Source organism: Myxococcus sp. AB036A, from assembly GCF_006547355.1.
Lineage (GTDB): Bacteria > Myxococcota > Myxococcia > Myxococcales > Myxococcaceae > Myxococcus > Myxococcus virescens.
The window spans coordinates 84,843-104,889 of record NZ_VHLC01000012.1; the positions used below are offsets into that span (position 1 = coordinate 84,843).

At 69.0% G+C, this 20,047-nt stretch carries 21 protein-coding genes; 8 read left to right on the forward strand and 13 right to left on the reverse strand.

Annotation, left to right across the window (positions count from 1 at the left end):
• Window positions 1-7: 7 nt before the first annotated feature.
• Window positions 8-997 carry a MoxR family ATPase gene (locus FL344_RS07620; protein WP_090490237.1) on the reverse strand — a complete coding sequence of 330 codons (990 nt, stop codon included), beginning with the start codon at window positions 995-997 and terminating at the stop codon, window positions 8-10.
• Window positions 998-1,192: 195 nt separating this feature from the next.
• Between FL344_RS07620 and FL344_RS07625 the strand changes: the two genes are divergently transcribed.
• Together FL344_RS07625 and FL344_RS07630 are read left to right on the forward strand one after the other, a co-directional pair.
• Complete coding sequence (locus FL344_RS07625) at window positions 1,193-2,083, forward strand: alpha/beta fold hydrolase (protein WP_141618042.1); 891 nt, start codon at window positions 1,193-1,195, stop codon at window positions 2,081-2,083.
• 151 nt (window positions 2,084-2,234) lie between these two features.
• Complete coding sequence (locus FL344_RS07630; RefSeq protein ID WP_194858548.1) at window positions 2,235-2,582, forward strand: hypothetical protein; 348 nt, start codon at window positions 2,235-2,237, stop codon at window positions 2,580-2,582.
• A gap of 73 nt (window positions 2,583-2,655) precedes the next feature.
• On the opposite strand, the gene trxA is transcribed toward FL344_RS07630, so the two are convergent.
• Together trxA and FL344_RS07640 are read right to left on the reverse strand one after the other, a co-directional pair.
• Entirely contained in the window at window positions 2,656-3,042 is a 387-nt protein-coding gene (gene trxA / locus FL344_RS07635; protein WP_090490239.1) for a thioredoxin, read from the reverse strand.
• A 141-nt stretch (window positions 3,043-3,183) separates the two neighbouring features.
• Window positions 3,184-4,137, reverse strand: coding sequence for a hypothetical protein (locus FL344_RS07640; protein ID WP_141618043.1), 954 nt, complete (start codon window positions 4,135-4,137; stop codon window positions 3,184-3,186).
• A gap of 463 nt (window positions 4,138-4,600) precedes the next feature.
• Between FL344_RS07640 and FL344_RS07645 the strand changes: the two genes are divergently transcribed.
• The gene (locus tag FL344_RS07645; protein ID WP_141618064.1) at window positions 4,601-5,950 is read left to right on the forward strand and encodes a sigma 54-interacting transcriptional regulator; all 1,350 of its coding nucleotides are present in this window, start codon (window positions 4,601-4,603) and stop codon (window positions 5,948-5,950) included.
• A 57-nt stretch (window positions 5,951-6,007) separates the two neighbouring features.
• On the opposite strand, the gene FL344_RS07650 is transcribed toward FL344_RS07645, so the two are convergent.
• From FL344_RS07650 to FL344_RS07660, 3 genes are all read right to left on the reverse strand, one after another.
• The gene (locus FL344_RS07650; RefSeq protein WP_228564852.1) at window positions 6,008-6,592 is read right to left on the reverse strand and encodes a hypothetical protein; all 585 of its coding nucleotides are present in this window, start codon (window positions 6,590-6,592) and stop codon (window positions 6,008-6,010) included.
• Window positions 6,593-6,948: 356 nt separating this feature from the next.
• On the reverse strand, window positions 6,949-8,100 hold the full coding sequence (locus FL344_RS07655) for a hypothetical protein (RefSeq protein ID WP_228564853.1): 1,152 nt from the start codon (window positions 8,098-8,100) through the stop codon (window positions 6,949-6,951).
• Between the two features lie 172 nt (window positions 8,101-8,272).
• A complete protein-coding gene (locus tag FL344_RS07660; RefSeq protein WP_141618044.1) occupies window positions 8,273-8,965 on the reverse strand; it encodes a fimbrial protein in 693 nt (230 codons plus the stop codon).
• Between the two features lie 136 nt (window positions 8,966-9,101).
• Between FL344_RS07660 and FL344_RS07665 the strand changes: the two genes are divergently transcribed.
• The 5 genes from FL344_RS07665 (at window position 9,102) to FL344_RS07685 (ending at window position 12,895) form a co-directional block, all read left to right on the forward strand.
• Complete coding sequence (locus FL344_RS07665; protein WP_141618045.1) at window positions 9,102-10,115, forward strand: DUF2157 domain-containing protein; 1,014 nt, start codon at window positions 9,102-9,104, stop codon at window positions 10,113-10,115.
• 1 nt (window position 10,116) lies between these two features.
• On the forward strand, window positions 10,117-11,214 hold the full coding sequence (locus tag FL344_RS07670; RefSeq protein WP_141618046.1) for a DUF4401 domain-containing protein: 1,098 nt from the start codon (window positions 10,117-10,119) through the stop codon (window positions 11,212-11,214).
• The gene (locus tag FL344_RS07675) at window positions 11,214-11,702 is read left to right on the forward strand and encodes a GDYXXLXY domain-containing protein (protein ID WP_171452316.1); all 489 of its coding nucleotides are present in this window, start codon (window positions 11,214-11,216) and stop codon (window positions 11,700-11,702) included. The genes FL344_RS07670 and FL344_RS07675 overlap by 1 nt, the downstream gene beginning before the upstream one ends.
• Window positions 11,703-11,840: 138 nt before the next feature.
• On the forward strand, window positions 11,841-12,095 hold the full coding sequence (locus FL344_RS07680; protein ID WP_194863029.1) for a hypothetical protein: 255 nt from the start codon (window positions 11,841-11,843) through the stop codon (window positions 12,093-12,095).
• Window positions 12,092-12,895, forward strand: coding sequence for a heme oxygenase (biliverdin-producing) (locus FL344_RS07685; RefSeq protein WP_141618047.1), 804 nt, complete (start codon window positions 12,092-12,094; stop codon window positions 12,893-12,895). Before FL344_RS07680 ends, FL344_RS07685 begins: the two co-directional genes overlap by 4 nt.
• A gap of 18 nt (window positions 12,896-12,913) precedes the next feature.
• Here FL344_RS07685 and FL344_RS07690 read toward each other — a convergent pair whose 3' ends face one another.
• The 7 genes from FL344_RS07690 to FL344_RS07720 form a co-directional block, all read right to left on the reverse strand.
• Window positions 12,914-14,638: a sigma-54 dependent transcriptional regulator gene (locus FL344_RS07690; RefSeq protein ID WP_194863030.1), complete on the reverse strand. Its 1,725-nt coding sequence runs from the start codon at window positions 14,636-14,638 to the stop codon at window positions 12,914-12,916.
• Between the two features lie 338 nt (window positions 14,639-14,976).
• Window positions 14,977-15,861 carry a bifunctional 2-polyprenyl-6-hydroxyphenol methylase/3-demethylubiquinol 3-O-methyltransferase UbiG gene (locus FL344_RS07695; RefSeq protein ID WP_141618049.1) on the reverse strand — a complete coding sequence of 295 codons (885 nt, stop codon included), beginning with the start codon at window positions 15,859-15,861 and terminating at the stop codon, window positions 14,977-14,979.
• Window positions 15,862-15,870: 9 nt separating this feature from the next.
• The gene (locus tag FL344_RS07700) at window positions 15,871-16,659 is read right to left on the reverse strand and encodes a ZIP family metal transporter (protein WP_090490250.1); all 789 of its coding nucleotides are present in this window, start codon (window positions 16,657-16,659) and stop codon (window positions 15,871-15,873) included.
• Between the two features lie 30 nt (window positions 16,660-16,689).
• On the reverse strand, window positions 16,690-17,946 hold the full coding sequence (locus FL344_RS07705) for a COG3014 family protein (RefSeq protein ID WP_141618050.1): 1,257 nt from the start codon (window positions 17,944-17,946) through the stop codon (window positions 16,690-16,692).
• A gap of 15 nt (window positions 17,947-17,961) precedes the next feature.
• Window positions 17,962-18,570 (reverse strand): penicillin-binding protein activator LpoB, encoded by a 609-nt coding sequence (gene lpoB, locus FL344_RS07710; RefSeq protein ID WP_141592629.1) that lies wholly within the window; start codon window positions 18,568-18,570, stop codon window positions 17,962-17,964.
• Window positions 18,571-18,584: 14 nt separating this feature from the next.
• Window positions 18,585-19,412: a hypothetical protein gene (locus FL344_RS07715; RefSeq protein ID WP_141592628.1), complete on the reverse strand. Its 828-nt coding sequence runs from the start codon at window positions 19,410-19,412 to the stop codon at window positions 18,585-18,587.
• A 15-nt stretch (window positions 19,413-19,427) separates the two neighbouring features.
• Entirely contained in the window at window positions 19,428-19,994 is a 567-nt protein-coding gene (locus FL344_RS07720) for a hypothetical protein (RefSeq protein WP_090490253.1), read from the reverse strand.
• Between the last annotated feature and the right edge of the window lie 53 nt (window positions 19,995-20,047).

Below are 20,047 nucleotides of genomic sequence, written 5' to 3' on the forward strand. Positions count from 1 at the left end.
GGAAGGGTCAGGGGACTTCGACGCGGTCGAACACGCGCTGGATGATTTTCTCCGGCGTGAGGTCTTCCGCCTCCGCCTCGTACGTCATGGCGACGCGATGGCGGAGCACGTCGAAGGCAATGGCCTTCACGTCTTCGGGGGTGACGAAGCCACGGTGGCGCAGGAAGGCATGCGCGCGCGCCGCCTGGGCCAGCGCGATGGTGGCGCGCGGCGAGGCGCCAAACTGGATGTAGTCCGCCAGGTCCTTGAGGCCGTACTTGCTGGGCTCGCGCGTGGCGAACACCACGTTGAGGATGTACTCCTTCACCTTCTCGTCCATGTAGATGTGGTGGACGAGCTCGCGCGCACGGACCAGGTGCTGAAGGTCGATGACCCGCTGGGCGCGCGGCGACGAGCCACCGGACATCCGGTCCATGATGACCTTCTCTTCATCGCGCGTTGGGTAGCCCACCTTCACCTTGAGCATGAAGCGGTCCACCTGCGCCTCGGGCAGCGGGTAGGTGCCTTCCTGCTCGATGGGGTTCTGCGTCGCCAGCACCAGGAAGGGCGAGGGCAACGGGAAGGACTGGTCGCCGATGGTGACCTGGCGCTCGGCCATGGCCTCCAGGAGCGCGGACTGCACCTTCGCCGGGGCGCGGTTGATTTCGTCCGCGAGCACGATGTTGGCGAAGATGGGCCCCTTGCGGACGGTGAAGTTCGCCGCCTGCTGGTTGTAGATCATGGTGCCCACCACGTCCGCGGGCAGCAGGTCCGGGGTGAACTGGATGCGCATGAAGGTGGCGCTGAGCGAATCCGCCACGGTGCGCACCGTCAGCGTCTTGGCGAGGCCGGGCACGCCCTCCAGCAGCACGTGCCCGTTGCACAGCAGGCCGATGAGGATGCGCTCCAACATGTAGCGCTGCCCGACGATGACCTTGCTGGTTTCCTGGTTGAGGACCTCGACGAAGCTGCTTTCCTGCTGCACGCGTTCGGTGAGCGCGCGAATGTCGGTGTTCATGTCGCCTCGTGTCGGACTGGCGGCGGGCAGCCTAGGGTTTACAGGGTATCCGGCTCAACACCGCTGAGGGCCGCGCATTCCAGTATGTTGCCCGCCCGTCCGCCCCTCCTGGAGTGTCCTCCCCATGTACCACTCACAGCCGCCACGCCAACCCCTGTTCCACTCCCGGCGGACGCCGGTGTCGCGGAAGGCGGCATGAAGGCCCCCTCGGTGGGGCCGGTGGAAGCCGCGCTGCTGGCCCAGTTCGCCCCCGCGGTGGCCGTAACGGTTCACTGGTTGCCGGGCGGCGGGGCCCTCCGGGTCCTGGAGGCGGGCGCCGGCCCCACGGTGGTGCTGCTCCATGGGCGAGGCGGCGCGGCCTCCCAGTGGTTCAGCTACCTGACGGTCCTCGCCCGGAACCACCGCGTGCTGGCGGTGGACCTGCCGGGCTTCGGCATGTCGTCCACCCCCGAAGGCCCGCTGGCCACCGGCGAGGACGCGGCGGCCTTCTTCACCGCCCCCATCGAGGCGCTCCTGTCCCAGCTCGCCCCGGGCCCGGTGGCCGTGGTGGGCCACTCGCTGGGCGGGCTCGTGGCGCTGGAGCTCGCGCTGCGCGGCCGGGTACCGGTGGAGCGGCTGGCCCTGGTGGATGCCATGGGCTTGGGCCCGGAGATGGCGCGAAAAGCCCGCCTCTTCTTCCGCGCCGGTCCCGAACGGCTGGCGCGCTCGCTGGGGCCATGGGCCTGGGCTCAGATGATGCCGCCGCCCCCGACGCCGCTGGGTGAGCGGCTGGGCGCCCTGGAGTACGAGCTGCTCACCCGCCCGGACGCCAGCCCTGACGCCACGCGGGCCTTCAACCGGCTCGTGCCCGTGGCCGGGCCTGTCTTTCATCGCGCGGAAAAGCTCAACGCCATCACGGCGCCGGTGCTGCTCGTCTGGGGCGAGCACGAGGACACCCTGCCCATTTCCATCGCCGAGCGGGCGGCACAGCGCCTACCCCGGGCCCGGCTCCTGCGCCTGGACGCGGGCCACAGCCCCCACCAGGAACGTCCGGAGCGCGTGCTCCCCGAGCTGAAGGCGTTCCTCGCCGCGCCCCAGGAGCACTAGCGGCCGCACGGCAGGCAGGCGCCCGACGGCGGGCAGGTGACACGGCCTCGTCCGGCAGTCGGAGCTCGTCCTGGCGGCGCTTGTCCTGGCCTTCCTGGATGGCGACCGTCCCGCTGTGTCATCCAGGGACACCGCCGCCAGGGAGGCTGCCATGAATCACAAGACGCACGAGCGCCATGACCACGTCCATGCCAAGGGCTGTGGCCACCCCGCCATCCAGCACCAGGACCACGTGGACTATCTGCACGACGGGCACCTGCACCGCCCGCACTCGGACCACACGGACGAGTGCATGCTCGCCGAAGACGCGCGCAACCCCGCGCAATGCACGCCGCAGCATGCCTGTGGTGCCCATGAAGCCACGCACCGCCACGGCCCCTCGTGTGGCCACGCCGCCGCGCCGCACGGAGACCACATGGACTATCTCGTGGACGGCCACCTGCATCATCCGCACGACGGCCACTGCGATGACCACGGCAAGGTGCAGGTCCTGAGCTGAAACGAAGACGTGGCGGAAGACCTCTCCCCCCGAGAGGCCCGCCCGTCTTCACGCAGCACAGAGGCGTGCCGTCTCAGGCCTGGGACGGCGCGCCCTGCTGTGCCTGGCGATCCACCAGTTGTTTGCGCACCTCGTTCATGTCGAGCGCGCGCACCTGGCGGATGAGGTCATCCAGCGCGTTGGCCGGCAGCGCTCCCGCCTGCTCGAACAACATGATGCCGTCACGGAAGACCATCAGCGTGGGGATGGAGCGGATGGCGAAAGCCCCCGCGAGTTCCACCTCTGCGTCGGTGTCGAGCTTGCCGAAGACGAGGTCCGGATTCTTCGCGCTCGCCTGTTCGAACACAGGTGAGAAGGTGCGGCACGGTGCGCACCACTCGGCCCACCAGTCGAGGAGGACGATTCCCTCCTTCGAGACGATTTCCTTGAAGTTGGCTTTGGTGATGTCGATGGTTGCCATGCCCTGACACTGGGCCCTCCCCCCCGGAGGCGCCAGTGTCAGGACATGGCCAGCCAGGCTCCCCCCAGGGCCCGGCTCCCAGTCACCTCCAGCCCAGCGCGGCGGCCCATGACGGGTGGGCCGCCGGGACAACGGGCGGGCTCAGCCCCAGACGCTCGCCCGGCCCATGAACTGCGCCAGGTCCAGGCGGTTGGACTGCGTCTCGCGGCGGGGCGCCTTCGCCGTGAAGGACTCCAAATCCTGGAGGCTGATGTGGACCTCCTTGCTGGACTTGGACTTGCTGGCGCCCTGGTCCACCGAGCGCAACGCCGTGGGGTGGTTGATCAGGAACTGCGCCGCCTCACGGAGCTCCTTCGGCGCGCCGCTGCTCGGGTCCGCCACGCGCTTGAGCTCCGACATGCCGATGTTGTTGTCCCCGGCGCCCTTGCCGCTGGCGTTCATGCCCACGCCCTCGGCGAAGTTGAAGTGGTCCTTGAGCGTCTGGGCCGCCTTGTAGACGTCCATGGGCTCGTGGCGGCCAGCGCCGAAGGGCGGGCGGGACTGCGGGCCGCACAGGTCCAGCCGCGGCGGCAGGTTGGGACGGTGGGGGTTGGGCAGGCCGCCCGGGCCACCGAGTCCGCCACCGCAGCCGCCGCCGAACCCGGAGCCGAACAGCGGCGGACGATGCGGGAAGCCAGGCCGCTGCGGCGCCCCGGAGTCCGACGCATTGCCCGCGCGCGCCTGGAGGTCCGCCTTGCTCAGGTGCACCTCATTGTTGCCGCCATGGGCCTTGCTGGCGCCCTGGTCCAGCGAGCGCAGGGCGATGGGGTGGTCGAGCATCCACTTCGCGGCGGCGCGGACGTCGGGCGGGAAGCCGCTGTTCGGGTCCGCCACGCGCTTGAGCTCCGACGTCCCGATGTTGTTGTCCCCGGCGCCCTTGCCGCTGGCGTTCATGCCCACGCCCTCGATGGCGTCGAAGTGCTTGAGCACCGTCTGCGCCGCCTTGGACGGGTCCATCGACTGATAAGCCGCCTGGTAGCGGTCCGTGGGGCCGCAGCCACGGGTGTTGCCGGAGAAGCCGTTGCACAGAATGGACTTCGCGATGGACAGGCTCATGGTCGTGACTCCTGATAGCGATTGCTACGATGGTTTGGATTGGGGGCAGGTGGCTGTTTCAGCCGAAAGCCCCGCGCGCTGACTACATGAACATTCTCTGTCGGATACGCGCGGTGTTTCGTGCGGTGTTTTCATTTGTTTTTCGCGCGATTCCGAGGGGAGCGAGCACAAATCAAAGACAAACAAGCCCACCCGCAGAGTGCCTTGCCATTCAAGGCAAGACATCGCGGGTGGGCGGCTCGGTGGTGTCGTTCTCGATGCGGACCCAGGCTATTGCAGTGGGTGTGCCAGGGCCCTCCAGCGCCTCCGGAGCCGAGTCGAGGCGCGCGCTCCAGAGGAGGACGCCCGGCAAGGCGCTCCGGTGGGCCTGGTAACCGCGGTTGTCAGGTGGCAACAACAGTTGTCACCCCCTCCCCCGCCTGGGTGGGGTGGTAGCCTGCCCGCCGTGGCGGACCCAGGTGACATGGACACGGAGGTGGACGCGCTGGTCCAGACGGCGCCCATCCCGGTGGCGCGGCGCGGCCCCTTGCGGTTGAAGCTGCTGATGCTCTCCGGGGAACAGGCGGGACACAGCCACGTCCTGCGCCCGGGGGTGGTCCGGCTCGGCACGTCCTCGACGTGCGACATCGTCTTGACGGACCGCGTCGTGTCCCGGCAGCACCTCCAGTTGGAGGTGACGGACGAACGGGTGGTGGCCACCGACCTGGGCTCGCGCAACGGCTCCTTCCATGAAGGCGTGCGCTTCACCGAGTTGGAGGTGCGGCCCGGGGCGTCGCTGACGCTGGGCACCGTCGTGCTCAAGGTGGTGCCGGAGGATTCGCGGGAGCGGCCTCTACCGCTGTCCTCGCGGCGGAGCTTCGGCGCGCTCGTGGGCGCCAGCGTGAGGATGCGCGAGCTGTTCACCGTCCTGGAGCGGGTGGCCGCCGGCGGCGGGGACGTGCTCGTCCAGGGCGAGACGGGGACGGGCAAGGAGCTGTGCGCGGAGGCGATTCACCAGGAGAGCGCCCGGGCCGGTGGGCCCTTCATCATCGTGGACATCGCCGGGATTCCGCCCTCCTTGATGGAGTCGGAGCTCTTCGGGCACGTGAAGGGTGCCTTCACGGGCGCCCAGGCGGAGCGCGCCGGGGCCTTCGAGCGTGCCCAGGGAGGCACCGTCTTCCTGGATGAGGTCGGCGAGCTGCCGCTGGAGCTGCAACCCCGGCTCCTGCGCGTGCTGGAGCGCCGGCAGGTGAAGCGCGTGGGCGCCAACGACTACCGCACGGTGGACATGCGCGTCGTCGCGGCCACGCACGTCGACCTGGAGCAGGCCGTGCAACAGGGCCAGTTCCGCAAGGACCTCTATCACCGGCTCGCGGTGCTCAAGGTCGGCCCGCCCCCACTGCGAGAGCGGGTGGAGGACCTGCCACTGCTCATCGACGCCATGCTGGAGCGATTGGGCCGTCCGCCCAGCGCCCTGTCCGAACAGACGCGCGCCCTGCTGGCCCAGTATCCCTGGCCCGGCAACGTGCGCGAGCTGCGCAACGTGTTGGAGCAGGCCATCCATCTGGGCGAGGACACCCTGCCGCCCATGGGCGCCCCCTCCGGCTCGCTCCGGTCGCCACAAGGCGCGCTCGACGCGGAGCTGCCCTTCAAGGAGGCCAAGGAGCGGCTCATCGAGGTCTTCGAGCGGGACTACCTCCAGGGCCTCATCGCGCGCTGCGACCGGAACATCTCCCGCGCGGCCCGCGAGGCAGGTATCGCCCGGGTGTACCTGCGCAAGCTGCTCACGAAGCACGGGATGATGCTCGTGGACGACGACGACTCACGGGATTGAGGGAGACGGCGCACGCGAGCGCCCGTCCGCGCATGACCGCTCACGAAAGCGCGCGCGTCAGTCCTTCAGGTCGTTCATGAAGTGGAGGGGCTCACCAGGATTCACAGGCTGCCCATCCAGCCCGGTGAGTTCCTTCGAGGAGATGAGCCACACGTCCAGGTCGCCATCCCGGTCGAGATTGGCGACACAGGCGGCCGTGATGGCACAGTCAGGACACTCCCCCGAAAGGCCGACCTGCTTGGCCACGAGCACCGGCAATTCGCCGAACTGGATGGCCTTCAAGGCCGGGTTCGTCGCCACGTCCACACCCACGGCGACGGCGTCCTCCACTGAGGTGGCCCCAGCCGTGTCACGAGCATCCGCTGGCGCGCTCCCCGCCAGGAAGGCGAAGTGATTGCCCCGCGGAATTTCATAGTTCAACTTCGCGAAGACAGGCTCATAGGCGTCGTGCTCGGCGTAGTGAGCCATCTGGGCGATGTACCACTGCCTCAACTGCAAATTGCACATGGCCTGCATCGCGCGGTTCTTGGAGCCCTGGAAGCCGCTGATGCCGCCGACGATGAAGAAAAAGCACGGAATGAGCAGCACGGCAAAGACACCCGCCACGATGAGGAAGACCTTCTTCCGGCTGGAGCGCGGCACGGAAGCCTTGTTTCCACATGAGCACTGGATGCTTGAACCCGGCTTGAGTCCGGTTACGTCGAGCTTCGTGCCGCACGCCGGACACTTGATATCTGCCATTGACGAAGAATCCCCCGGTGAATGTCCGCGCCCCAATGAACGGACAGCGCGGCACCCTATCACCCCGATCTCGCCAATGAGCCATCCCTCGCAACTGCCTCATCATTGGCAGCGCGGTATCCCTTCAGCCCCCTCACGTCGCGCGATTCCTCCGCGGACCTGCGGCCGCTTGACTGGGAGGATGGCTCCGCCTGGACCGCGCGGAGCCCCCTGTTCTCCCCCTAATTCGGCTCCCCCACGGCCGAGCCGTTCTCCGCTCAGCGCGTCTGCGACTCGCGGCTGGACTCACGCGTCGAGTGGATGCTCTGGAAGCCCGCGATGCACAGCTCGGCGCGCAGCGGCGCGGAGTTGTAGTACGGGCCACCGTCATACGGAGTGTCGATGCCGTTGCGGCGGTCCGGGTGCGAGTAACCGGCGATGTGCATCATCTCGTGGATGAGCGTCTGGGCAATCTCCGTGTCCCCCTGAGGGAAGAGCACGCCGAAGTTGATCCAGACATCGTCTCCCCCCAATTCCGCCCGCGCGTTGATGCCGGCCTCGTTCGTGCCCGAGTGGCGGATGGCCTTGCGGTAGGCACTGCGCAGCGCGGCCTTCTCCAGGGTGGTCAGGTGGGTGCAGGTCTGGATGGAGTCCTGCGCTGCCTCGTGGCGCCGCAGCGTCCGGGCCCAGTTGTCGCCCGTGACGGTGGCGGCGTCTGAACTGAAGCGGTCCTGCATCGCGAGCACGTCCGCGAGCACGTCCCGCGAATCGGCGTAGCCCGGGCGGATGAGGTGCATGCCGTACACCCTCGTGCCGCTGTAGATGGCGGAGTGGAAGGTGGGCAGGCCCGCGGCGAAACCGTTCGAGGAGGCGTAGTCGCTGGCGGCGCGCATCATGGCCCCGGCGTCCGTCACATCCGGGTAGCCAATGGCCCAGCCCGGGACGTCGCGGAACTCGACGACGCTGGGGTGGAGGAAGTGGATGCCGTACTCCACGATGGAGCCGTTGAGGCCCTGCTCGAACGCGGGCAGCGCGATACCCAACCCGTGCGCGTTGCCGTAGTCCTGCGCGCGGCGGAACAGCTCAGGGATGTTGCTCAGCGCCGTGTTGCCCAGGGAGGAGCGGGGCACCGCGAGGTAGTGCGCCACGGTGCCCGGCTTGAGCAGGATGGTGCCACGCACCACGCCCGCGCCGTAGTTGGCCTCATGAAAGTTGCCGTAGCCCGCCGCGTAGCCATGAATGCCCGCGTAGCGGTTGGCGGTGCGAAAGCGGAAGTCACTGACCGTCTCCACCGCGGACGAGGTGGTGCCCACGGCCTCCTCGGGCAGCGCCATGTCCGCCATGGCGTCGGCGTCCATCATCTCGCCGCCGCACCCCAGCAACGCCATCGACGTAGAAATGCATACACCCAGGGAGAGACGCTTCATCATCGAGCGCACGGTTGAAACCTTTCTGTGATTGGCGAGCGAGGCGGAATGGGACTCAGGCCCGTCCATCCGTCCGTCGCTCTCAAAGTCAGATACGTAAAGCGCGGGATTTCCGGGTCGTCCGCCCACGACGATTTCGCCGGGCGAAGCGACGACTCCCAGCGGACCGGGCCCGTCAACCGTCGACGTCGTTCACGACATTCGTCGGGGTGCCGGGAGGAACAGCCTCGCCGGACTCATCCTTGAGCGGCTTCGTGGAGATGAGCCAGACATCCACCGTGTCATCGATGTCGATGTCGCCCGCGCAGGCCATGGTGACGTAGCAATCCGGGCACGTCCCAAAGACGCCCACCTGCCGGGACACCCACGCGGGAAGGTCCGCCAGGGTGATGGCCCGGCGGCTCGTGTCCCGCAAGCGGTCCACGCCAACACCCTCCGCGTCCGCCGGAACCGCGTCCTCTTCCGCCTCGCGCGTCACCAGTGGCCCCGTGCCCGTGAAGTACGCGTAGCGGTTGCCTCGCTCCGGGATGAAGCCCGCCTTCACGATGCGCGGCTCGAAGGTGCCGTGCTCGGCGTTGTGGTTCCGCTGGGCGGCGTAGAGGCCACGGAGGTTCGCCTTGCACTCCTGCTGCTTGGAGCGCACCGGAAGCTTGTTGTAGTTGGGGATGGCGATGGCGGCCAGGATTCCCACACAGGGGCAGAGCAAGAACACCCCCAGGGCCAGCGCCACGCCGCGTGCGCTCGCCCAATAGGAGCGCTTCGGGACGGCTGACAGGTTCCCGCAGGCACAGCGAATGATGGCGCCCGGGGCCCGCCCCGTCACGTCGAGCTCGCTGCCGCACTTCGGGCACTCCAGGTTCGCCGCCATGGACAGGGCCCCTTGGCACACGTGCGAGCCTCACACGAGGGCGGGCAGCCTAGCATGGCCCACGGGCCGACCTTCGGACAGGCGCGGCAGGCATGCCGATGGACGCGCTCCCCGGCCGGACAGCTAGACTGCGCCCGTGTTGAAACCCTTGCTCGACCTTGACGCGACGCCGGAGCGACTCCGGGCACTCGCGGACGCTGGCATCCTGACGCCGACCACCCTGGAGCGCGCGCTGCACCTGTCCGTGGCCACCCCGCCGCGGCAGGACTGGCGGCGCTTCCTCTCCACCACGCTGATGGGCCTGGGCGCGCTGCTGGTGCTCGCAGGAGTCATCTACTTCTTCGCGTACAACTGGGCGGACATGCACCGCTTCGCGAAGCTGGGCCTCATCGCGGCGGCCATCACCGGCACGGCCGTGGGCGCCTGGAAGCAAGGCGCGACGCTGGGTGGGCAACTGTGCCTGTTCGCGGCCTCGGTGCTCGTGGGCGCGCTGCTGGCCGTCTACGGGCAGGCGTATCAGACAGGCGCGGACCCGTATGAGCTGTTCATCGGCTGGGCCGTGCTCATCCTTCCCTGGGTGGCGGTGTCCCGCTTCGCGCCTCTGGGGTTGCTGGCGCTGGTGCTGGTCAACACCGGCATCCTCCTCTTCTGGGAGCAGGTGCTGGATACGGAGCTGGACCAGACCTACTGGCTGGCGGTGGTGCTGGGCGGGCTCAACGGCTTCACCTGGGCCACCTACGAGCACTTCGCCAACCTGCGCGTGTCCTGGCTCCAGGCGCGCTGGGTGCCCCGGGTGTTGGCCGTGATGGCGGTGGCGCCGGTGCTCATTGCCTCGGTGCCATTCATCATGCACCCGGCGCGAGCCCCCACCGGCGCCGTGGTGGCGCTCCTCCTGGTGCTGGCCTCGCTCGCGGCAGAGTACGCCCTGCACCGGCACCTGAAGGGCGAGCTGTTCATGCTCACGCTCGGCGCGGTGAGCGTGATGACGCTCCTGACCTCCGGCGCCGTCAGCATCGTCTTCGACTCCTACCGGGACGTGGAAGTCCTGGGCCTCTTCGTGCTGCCGCTCTTCGTCATCGCCCAGGTGGCGCTCGCGGTGTGGTGGCTGCGGCACGAAGCCCGCGTCACCGGCGCCACGGAGGAGTCCTGACATGGCCCTGCGCCCCTCGTTGCAGGACGTGTTGAACGCGCTCCAGGCCGAAGGCCAGCTCGAGCCCGACGCCGCGGACCGGGCCCGCGTGGCCCTGGAGGCCCACCAGCGCCAGTCCGTGGCCGTGCCCTGGTTCGTGAAGGCCTTCGCCGGCGTCGGCGCCTGGCTGTCCGCCATCTTCGTACTGAGCTTCTTCGCCTGCGCGGGCCTCTGGGAGGAGCAGGTCGTGATGGGCGTGGTGGGCCTGGGCCTGTGCGCGGGCGCGACGATGCTGCGTCGCACGCTGCGCGGCGTCTTCGTCGAGCAGCTCGCGCTGGCGCTGTGTCTGGCCGGCGCCGCCATGGCCTCCGCCAGCTTCGGCATCGAAACGGAGAACGAAAACGTCGCCGCGACGCTGGTGCTGGTCATCAGTGGCGTGCTGCTCTTTGTCTACCCAGATGCCATCCTCCGCTTCCTGAGCACGTTGGGGGTGGTGGGCGCGGCCGGCTTCCTCGCCTGGCACGTGGTGGGTGGCTTCGCGCTGGACCTGCTGATTCTGGGCTGCGCTGCGCTGATGTACTTCCTCTTCCTGGAGCAGGCCCGGCTGCGACGGGGAACCACGGGCGAGCTGGTGGGGCCGGTGGCCTTCGCGCTGGCGTGCGCCATCCCCGGCGTGCTGCTGGCGCGCGGCATGCGGGACGTGGCCCGGCACCTCTTCGACACTGTCTCCGCGCTCCCGGATGCGGTGCTGACGCTGGGGCTGACGGCCCTGACGCTGTACACGGCGTGGCGGGTGCTGCGTGAGCTGGCGATGGAGCCCACCGGCGTGGCGGGCGCGGCGGTGTTCGCTGCGCTGACGCTGGTGGCCGTGCTCACGCCCCATACACCGGCGGTCATCACCGCAGTGGGCATGCTGGTGCTCGGCTTCCACCGGCGCAGCAGCGTGCTGCTGGGGCTGGCGGTGGCGTACCTGCTCGCGTCCGGCAGTTGGTACTACTACGACCTGGGCCTCACGCTGCTGGCCAAGTCGCTGGCGTTGATGGGCAGCGGCCTGGTGTTCCTGGGCCTGCGTTCGTTCCTGCTGCGGCGCTTCCCCGCCCCGGCGTCGGAGGTGCGGTGATGGTGCGCACGGCGGTCATCTTCGGCGGGCTGGCCTTCGCGCTGCTCGTCCCCGCGGGGCTCGTCGTCCAGAAGGAGCACGTACTGCGCTCGGGCACGCCGGTGCTGCTGGAGCTGGCCCCCGTCGACCCGCGCTCGCTGATTCAGGGCGACTACATGGTGCTGGACTACGCCATCAGCCGTGAGCGGGACGCGAATCCCGTCACCACCGCCAAGGACGGGAACATGGTGCTGCGGCTGGACGCGAATGGCGTGGGCTCCTTCGTGCGCTTCGACACGCCCGACACCCCGCTGGCGCCCGGCGAGCTCAAGCTCCGGTACCGCCTGCGCAAGGAGCGCTTCCGCCTGGGCGCGGAGGCCTTCTTCTTCCAGGAAGGTCACGCCGACCGCTACGAGGGCGCCCGCTACGGCGAGCTGCGCGTGGCGGACAGCGGCTCCAGCGTGCTGGTGGGCCTGAGGGACGCGCAGCGCCAGCCTCTGGGCCGCTGACGCCCCGCTGTCCCACGCCGTTCTCCTTCCCCACACTCGGAGCAAGTCGAGAAAAGGCCGGGGCTTGCTCTCCGCCGGCCTTTGGTGCATCATCTATTTTGATTTCGATACTCAAAATCAAAATCAAGGATAGCAACGATGCCCGGTCAGGGATGCGGCAAGACGGTACTGGCGCGAGGTCCATGCGCGGAAGTGACGCAGTGCTCGTGCGGGCACATCCACCTGGCCATGGGGCCGGTGACGATTCGCGTGGAGGAGGAGGTCCTCCGCGCCATCGGGATGACGCTGGCGGAGGCGCTCCAGCAACTGGGAACACCGCTGGAGTCCCTGGCGAACGAGGACACCGGGCCCCTGGCGATGAGCACGCTGGCCGGTGGCGGGTGGAAGCAGTGAGCGCCACCGGCACGTTGCGGCTGCCGCGGACGGATGTGTCCGCGCGTGTGAAGCGGCTGGTGGAGCCCCAGCTCCCGGCGTCCCCGCAGCAGCCCCAGGCCACCACCCCGGCGCCCCTGTCCGTGCTGCTGGCGGAAGGCACAGCGAAGCTGGCCGAGCAGGCGGAGCGCTCGCTGTTCATCCAGTCCCTCTTCCTCGACGCGTGGGAGGGCGGCATCTATGGCCAGTACGTCCGGGCGCAGCACTACGTGAGCCACCTGCGGCAGCTCCACACGCTCTACGCGGCGTTCGAAGCGGCGCTGCCCCACGTCATGGGCACCACTCTCACCACCGCGCTGCTGCTACCCGAGCTGCGGCTGGCCTCCGCGCTGGAAGCGGACCTGACGTACTTCTGCGGCGAGTCCCGGGCGGACACCTTCGCCTGCGTGGAGACGCGGCTGCACGCCGAGCGCATCCGGGAGGTGGCCGAGGACGCCCCTCACCTGCTGGTGGCGCACGCCTACGCGCGCTGCGTGCTGGACGTCTTCAGCGGGCACCGCCGGGCGCGGCGAATCACGGACGCCTTCGAGTTGGCGGAAGGCCAGGGCACCACCTTCTACGGCACGGTGCCCGAGGCCGGGCTGGCGGCCTTCCGCGTCCGCATCCACTCACGCCTCGACGGACTGGAGCTGGACGAGGACGAGGCGCGAGAGGTGGTGCAGGAAGCGCGCATGGCCTTCCGGCTCCACGCGCTCGTGTGTGACGAGCTGGCCCGGGGCGCCACGGGCATCGCCGCGGGCCCCCACGCCGACGCCCGGTAGCGTCCCGGGCGCCGCGACTCAGACGGCTTCGACCTCCGACAGCAAGTCGGAGAAGGGCGAGCCCTCCTCACCCAGCGCCCTGTAGAGCGAGTCCACCTTCTCCAGCTCGCGCTTGAGCGCCTTGTGGTGGTTGCGGTTCTTCACCAGGCTCTCGCGGCCCAGCAGCTTGAAGCCCTCGTCCCGCCCCACCTGGCGGATGGCGAACCCCAACACCATGCCGCGGAAGGCATCGGCCAGGTCCAAATCCAACGGGGCATTGCGGCGGCGCGCCTCGGCGACGAAGGCCTGCGCGGCCGCGCGCAGCGCTTCCGGCAGCGGCCGAGCTCCCGGGGCCTGCTCATAGTCGAGCGCCCGAGCGACATGCTTCTCGTGCAGCACCAGCTCGCCCGAGGCGTCCGCGTGCTCCACCATGGCCAGCGTGTAGGCGCGGCGGACGATGTTGTCGAGCTGCCGCAGGTTGCCCGGCCAGGGGCTCCCCACCAGCAGCCGCTCCGCCTCCTTCATCAGCCGGGCGTGGCCGTCCGGCGAGCGCTCGCGGTGCCGGCGGTTCACCATGTACTGCGCCCACAGGGGGATTTCGTCCTGGCGCTCCTGCAGGGCCGGCATGCGCACCGGCAACACGTTGACGCGGTAGTAGAGGTCCTCGCGGAAGCGGCCAGCGCGGACCTCCGCGTGCAGGTCCGCGTTGGTGCCGATGATGAAGCGCACGTCCGCCTGCCGCTCACCGGTGCCCTCGCCCAGCGGCCGGTAGCTGCGCGACTCCAGCAGGTGCAGCAGCCCCGCCTGGGCCTTGAGCGACAGCTTGTCGATTTCATCGATGAACAGCGTGCCGCCCTCCGCGCGGGCCACGCTGCCGGGGGCATCTCGCACCGCGCCGGTGAAGGCGCCCTTCTTCCAGCCGAAGAGCTCCGCCATCTGGAGGTCTTCCGGCACCGTCACCAGGTCCAGCGTCTCGAAGGGCTTGCCGCGGCGGTTGGAGCGCTCGTGGCACCAGCGCGCCAGCCGTGACTTGCCCGCGCCCGTGGCGCCGCTGATGAGGATGGTCTCATCCTGCAGCGCGAAGACGCGGAGAATGGGCAGCAGCTCCGCCATGGAGCGCCCCACCACCGGGAGGAACTCATCCACCTCCGGCCGGGCCACGGGCCGCTGCGGCAGCCGGGCCAGGTACGGCGCCGCCACGTCCGCCAGCAGTTGGAGCCGGTCCCCCGCCTCCAGCCAGACGAAGTCCTGCCCCATCGCGGCCAGGCAGTCCGCCTCCAGCGAAATCATGCCCTCGATGTCCCCACCCGGCGTGCGCAGCGGAAGCACGCAGACGTGTGTCGCATGACGGCCCAGGAAGCGCTGCCGGCTCTCATGGCTGTTGAAGCCCGCCAGGCTCGGGTCTCCCGTCACGGGGGCGTTGGGCGCATGGGGCTGCACCGTCCCGACATTCACGTCGATGGAGACCGCGCACCGGTGCTCCACCACCGCGCGCCAGGCCGTGGCGGAGGTGAAGAAGGGCGTGCCTACACTGGCATCCGTAATCTCCGCAGCCCCTACCTCCAGTGCGGCCAGACTGCGGTAGGCCTCGCCGGGGCGGAGGTGGACGATGCCGCGCAACACCCGGCCCCGGGCTGCGTACCGACTGGACGCAACGGCCTCCTGGGCGACGGCCTGCAGCCGCCGGAGCGTTGCGGCAGCCGCGGCCTCGAAGTCCTTGGCTCCCCGCAAATCCGTGAGGAGTTGCGCCATCTCGTCTTGCATCCACTCGCCTCCGTCCAATGCCCTCCGACAGGCTCTGTCAGGAACCACATCAGGGGGACGGAGTGTAGCGGAGATGAAGAACGCGGAAGGAGCGGCCCCTCCTTCCGCGTTCCCGAAACTCCGATACTGCGGGGCAGCCCGGTTTCCCGAAGCGCCACGGCAAAACGACATGCGCGTCCCGTGCCAGACGCGACATTCGTGTGATTCCAGGGGGATGGGTGAACGCGGCCACCACGAGGGGCCTGTTTTGCGTTCCAGCAGGACGCGCCTGCGTCCCATCAGAACGCAGGCCGCCCAGAATTCACCGAGAGTACCTCTACAATCCTCTCAAAACGCCCTCATCGTGAAATCTTGCGCGATTTCAGGGGCGTCGAGGCCCTCTTGGGCGCTTTCCGCGCGGACGCACGCCCAGGCTCGGCAGGGTCCACGGACGGAGACTCGGGGTCCGGCTGGAGGACGAAGACGCGGTCCAACCGGAGGCTGCCCCGCTCCACAGGTGCGTTGATGTCGTAGTCGAAGGTGTACCCGGCCAGCACCCGCATGCCCGCGTCGCGGAACAGCTTCGCCGCCTGGGCATTGCTGTACGTGCGGAAGTACCACTGGGTCTCGATGAGCCAGTCCTTGTCCGGCCCGGTGACGCGCAGGCGGTTGCGCATGGGCGAGCGCCGCGCCCGCTGCTCCGGAAGGCCCTCGTTCGTGTTGCAGACGACGCGGTCCTCCCCCACCTGCCCCACCCAGCGCTCGTGTTCAGGCCGGGCGCGCGCGTAGTCCGTGAGGTGGAAGCCGAGCACGTAGATGCCGCCCGGCTTCAAGAGCCGCCGCGTCCCCAGCAGGTGCTGGCGCGCCGCGGCCTCACTGTCCAGGTAGCGGAAGGTCGACACCAGGCAGTGCGCCAGGTCCACCTGCCCCTCCAGCGACGGGTCGGCGAAGGACTCCATGCGTGACGGCCCCAGCTTCACGCGCCGCCGCTGCGCCGGCGTCAGGCGCTTTCGCGCATGGGCCAGCATCGCCTCGGAGATGTCATAGCCCACCACCCGCAGGCCCCGGCTCGATGCCTCCTCGACGAGCCGACCCGCGCCGCAGGCGGGCTCGAGCCACAGCTTGCCGCCCGTGCCGAAGCGCTCGCTGAGCGTCTGGAGGAAGTCCACCTCGCGCACGGTGTCCGTGCCGAAGATGGCTTCGTAGTACTGCGGGTGTTCGTACCAGTCGGTGCGTTTTTCCATGAAGGGCGCTCAGTGGCCGGGGTGCTCGGGGTGCCCCATCAGCCGCGCGAGCAGGAACATCAGCAGCAGGCCCGCGAAGAGCGCCAGCACGTTGCGGCCCGGCTGGTCCTTGCCGTGCCGGTGCACGTGCGGCAGCAGGTCCGACACGGCGATGTAGAGGAACGTGCCCGCGGAGAAAGCCAGGGCCTTGGCCGCGAGGCTTTCGAACTGCAGCATCGCGTCGAAGAGGAAGTAGAGCAGCGCGCCGGCCGGCACCATCATCCCGTACAGCGTGGACAGCGACAGGATGGAGGCCTTCGAGCGCCCCTCCGTCTTGAGGATGGAAGCCAGCGACAGCGCGGAGGGCACCTTGTGCGCGACGATGGCCAGCAACGCCATGCCCCCCACGCCCTCCTCCACCGCCGACCCCAGGGCAATCCCGTCGAACAATGTGTGCGTGGACAGCCCCAGGAAGGCGGTGAGCCCCAGCACGTGGCCCGGATGCACCGAGTGCCCGGTGCCCGCCATGGTGTCTCCGTGGGAGATGTCCTCGCCCGCGTGCGCGACGAGGTAGCGCTCCAGCACCAACAGGAAGGCGAAGCCCGCGGGCACCAGGGCGAAGGCCCACCATCCGCCACCCAGATACGCCTCCGGCAGCATGTGGAAGAAGGCGGCGCCCAGCATCACGCCCGCGGCGAAAGCCAGGAAGCGCACCAGATGGGTGGGTCGGTCGTTCAAGACGACGACCACAGCGCCAGCCAGCGCGCCGAGGACGATGATGAGGGAATACAGGGCCACCGTGGCCAGGACCGGCGACATGGGGCGCGCACCCTACATCAAAAAACCAAATCAGTAGCGCCGGAGCACCAACAACTCCACTCGGCCCGGTTTCACCTCCACCGGATGCTCCGTCACCTGCCCCCAGCTCGTCACACGCACGGTGTGATTCCCCGCGGGCACGCGGAAGCGCGCCACCTGGAACTCCGCGGGCAGGGAGAGCCAGGAACGCAGGTCTGGCGCATTCATCGCGTTGAGGACGAGGAAGGTCAGCACGCCCAGCTCATCGCTCTTCGTCAGCGCGCCCACGCCCGCCGCCACGCCCGCCTTCACGGCCACGCCCGCGAGCTGCTTCGCCAACATGCGGCCAATCCGGTCATTCAGGTGGACCACGGCCACGTCCGCCAGCGACGTCACCGTCACCGCCTGCTGGGACTGGCTCTCCAGGGCGACACTCACGGGCGGCGCGAGCCCCCGGTTCCGGTAGGTGGGGACTTCAATCAGGTCGCCACCGCCGCCCGGGTCCCTGGAGCCGCGCTGCTTCTCGGGAGACAGCCCCGCCTCCACCACGACGACGAGCTGCCCTTCGTCCGGCGCCAGCGGCGCGTGCGGGACGTCCGGGTACTTCGCCAGCAGCTCCGCGTACATGTCGTCGCGGCCCACCTTCTGCGCCAGCCGCAGCAGGGGCTCGGCCAGCGCGTCCTTGCGGGGCGCGATTTCATAGGCCTTCGCGTAGTCGATGTAGGCCGAGTCCCAGTCCCGCTGGTCCTCCCGGATGACGCCGCCCAGGTAGCGGGCAATCGCGAGCTGCTCGTAGGGCTTCTTCTCCTCGGCGATCATCTTCTCCAGGCGCTCGTTGACCTGGCGGACCTCCACCATGGCGGCTTCGTCGTCGCCCAGCTCCGCGTAGTTGAGCGCCTGGAGGACGGAAATCATCAGCTTCTCGAAGTCCTCCCCGCGGTAGGTGCGCTGACGCTCGTTGGTGACGAGCGTCTTCGCCTCCTCACTGACGGAGACACTGTCGATCTGCTCGCTGAGCCGCTCCGCCTCCTCGAGCACGGCGTTGCTCTCCGCCCACTGCCCGGCGGCGTGCAACACCATGCCCTTGTCCATCAACACCAGCAGGCGGTCCTGCTCGGGCCCTTCCTTCGCCGCGGCCTCCAGCGTGGACAGCGCGCGCGAATAGTCCCCGGACTGGTATGCGGACCGCACGCCCCGGGTGCGTGCCACATAATCACCCGCGCAGCCCGACGACAGGAGGAGCACGCTCGCGAGCGCGAGCGCGCCCCACCCGCTCAGGCGGACCGGGCTGCGGGAGTGGATGGACATGGAAGAATGCGCCCGTTACCAGCTCACGCCGCGCTTCTCGAACTTCTTGCGGATCTGCTTCTCGTCCGTCCACTCGATGAGGCCGGTCCGCACGTTGCTGAGCTTCGCGGTCATCTTGTAATAGACGAGCTTGTCCCGGCCGACCTCCTGGATGATGGAGGCGAGGTCGCCCGTCATCAGGAAGTCCACCGACGTCTGCTGACCCGGGCCCTTGGCGGTGTTCGGGTCGACGTAGCCGGACTGCTGGTACTCGTACTCCTCCGCGATGTCCTGGCGCGCCTGCTGGTCCACCAGGGCGAAGCGGCCCGTCTGCGCCAGCGCCGTCTGAATCTTGTCGCCCAGCGAGCGCATGTCGATGTGCTCGGAGGTGCTGTTCTTCAGCTTGCCCACCAGGACGATGGGCAGCGAGCCATCCGGCCGGGGCTGGGCGAAGCGCGGCGAGGTGGCGAGCGACTCCGCCATCTTCTTCGCGATGAGCTGCAGGTCGTTCTCGTTGAAGCGGTCCGACAGCATCTCGATGGTGTTCGGGTCCTCGTACGTGCCACGCGTGAAGGCGCGCGGGCCCGTGCAGGCGGACAGCGAAGCGGCGAGACAGGCGGACAGAAGCAGGCGGCGGGTGTTCATGGTGCGGGTCACTCCTAGTTCCATTCGCATTCGAAGCGGCTGCCTTCGAAGTTCCACTTGTAGGCGAGCACCGCGTCGCGGCGGTACCCAGCCGTCAGGCGGCAGACGTTCTGCAGCGACGCACGAGGGTAGTCGAAGGTGTAGCGCTGCGACCGCGACAGCTCCTGCGCGGTGAGCTGGGACGGATGCGTGAGCGTGGGGCTGGCGCTGGCGACCACCAGCACGTTGTGCTTGCCATAGGTGCGCAGCGGCACCTGGCCCGCCAACTGGACGCGGCGCACGGTACGCGCGACGAGGATGTCACTGCGGTCCACCGTCGTCTCGTGGCTGTTGCGGCGGCGCAGCAGCTCCGGGATGTTGGCAGTGAAGACGCGGGTGATGTCGCCATCGTCCACGAAGAAGTAGAGGAACGCCTCGCGCGCGGTGCGGCTCTCACCGGTGAAGTCCAACGTCACCAGCAGGTTCAACCCGCGGTTGGGCGCCAGGCCGTGCCGGGACACCGCGGCCAGCACGTCCTTGTCCACGCCTGCCTTCTTGAGCCGGATGAGGCCGTCCGCGCTGGCGTCGCAGGCGCAGCGGCGCTCTTCAATCATCTTCACGAGCTGGGCGGGCTCGAAGCCAGCCTGGGACAGCTTCGTCAGCTCCTCGTCGGTGAGGGGGAGCTGGTCGGAGCGCTCGTAGATGCGCGGGAGCTGGTTGGGGTCCCACTGGATGATGTTGTAGGTCTGCACGTCTCCGGACGGAAACGGCAGGTTCACCTGCGGGCTTCCCCGGCCGGAAACAGAGACGGGCGCCTGGCTGGAGGTCAACGCCAGCGTGGCGGCAAGCAGCTGGGCAATCATGTCGAAACCTCCTTGCTAGAACTTGTAGCCCACGGACATGCCCAGCCGGTGCGTGACGCCGCCACCGCCAATGGGGATGTCCGGGGTGTAGTTGAGGGCCATGAGGATGTTCTCGCGGTCGCCCAGGAGGATTTCGGCACCCAGCTGCGGGGAGATGCCGAAGCGCAGGCCCTCTCCCTCCGGGATGACGATGGCGCCGGCCTTCAGGCCCGCGGTGAACACCAGCGGCCAGCCCCAGGTCCGGAAGCGCGGGCCCACCATGCCGACGAAGCGGCCCCCGTCGAACACGTAGGCACCACTCACGTCCAGCTGGTACCAGTCCGCACCCCACAGCGACAGCGTGGCGCCCACGAACAGCGGCGGGCCTTCCGGCGCGCCCCGAGGCGGCTTGCGGGAGTTGATGGCCGCGCCCCAGTCGAGCTGGAGCGACACGCTCCGGCCTCCGGGGCCGCTGTAGCCACCCTTGCCGTACTCGGACTCCTCTGGACCGTCCGTGCGGCCTCCGGATTGGGCACTGGCGGTCAGCGGCACGGTGGCGGCCACCATCGCAAGGGCCCCACACAACCTGACATGACGCATCATCTCGAAGACTCCCCCGGGCGGTAGGTGCGAATTTCCAGCGCTATGACGGCGCG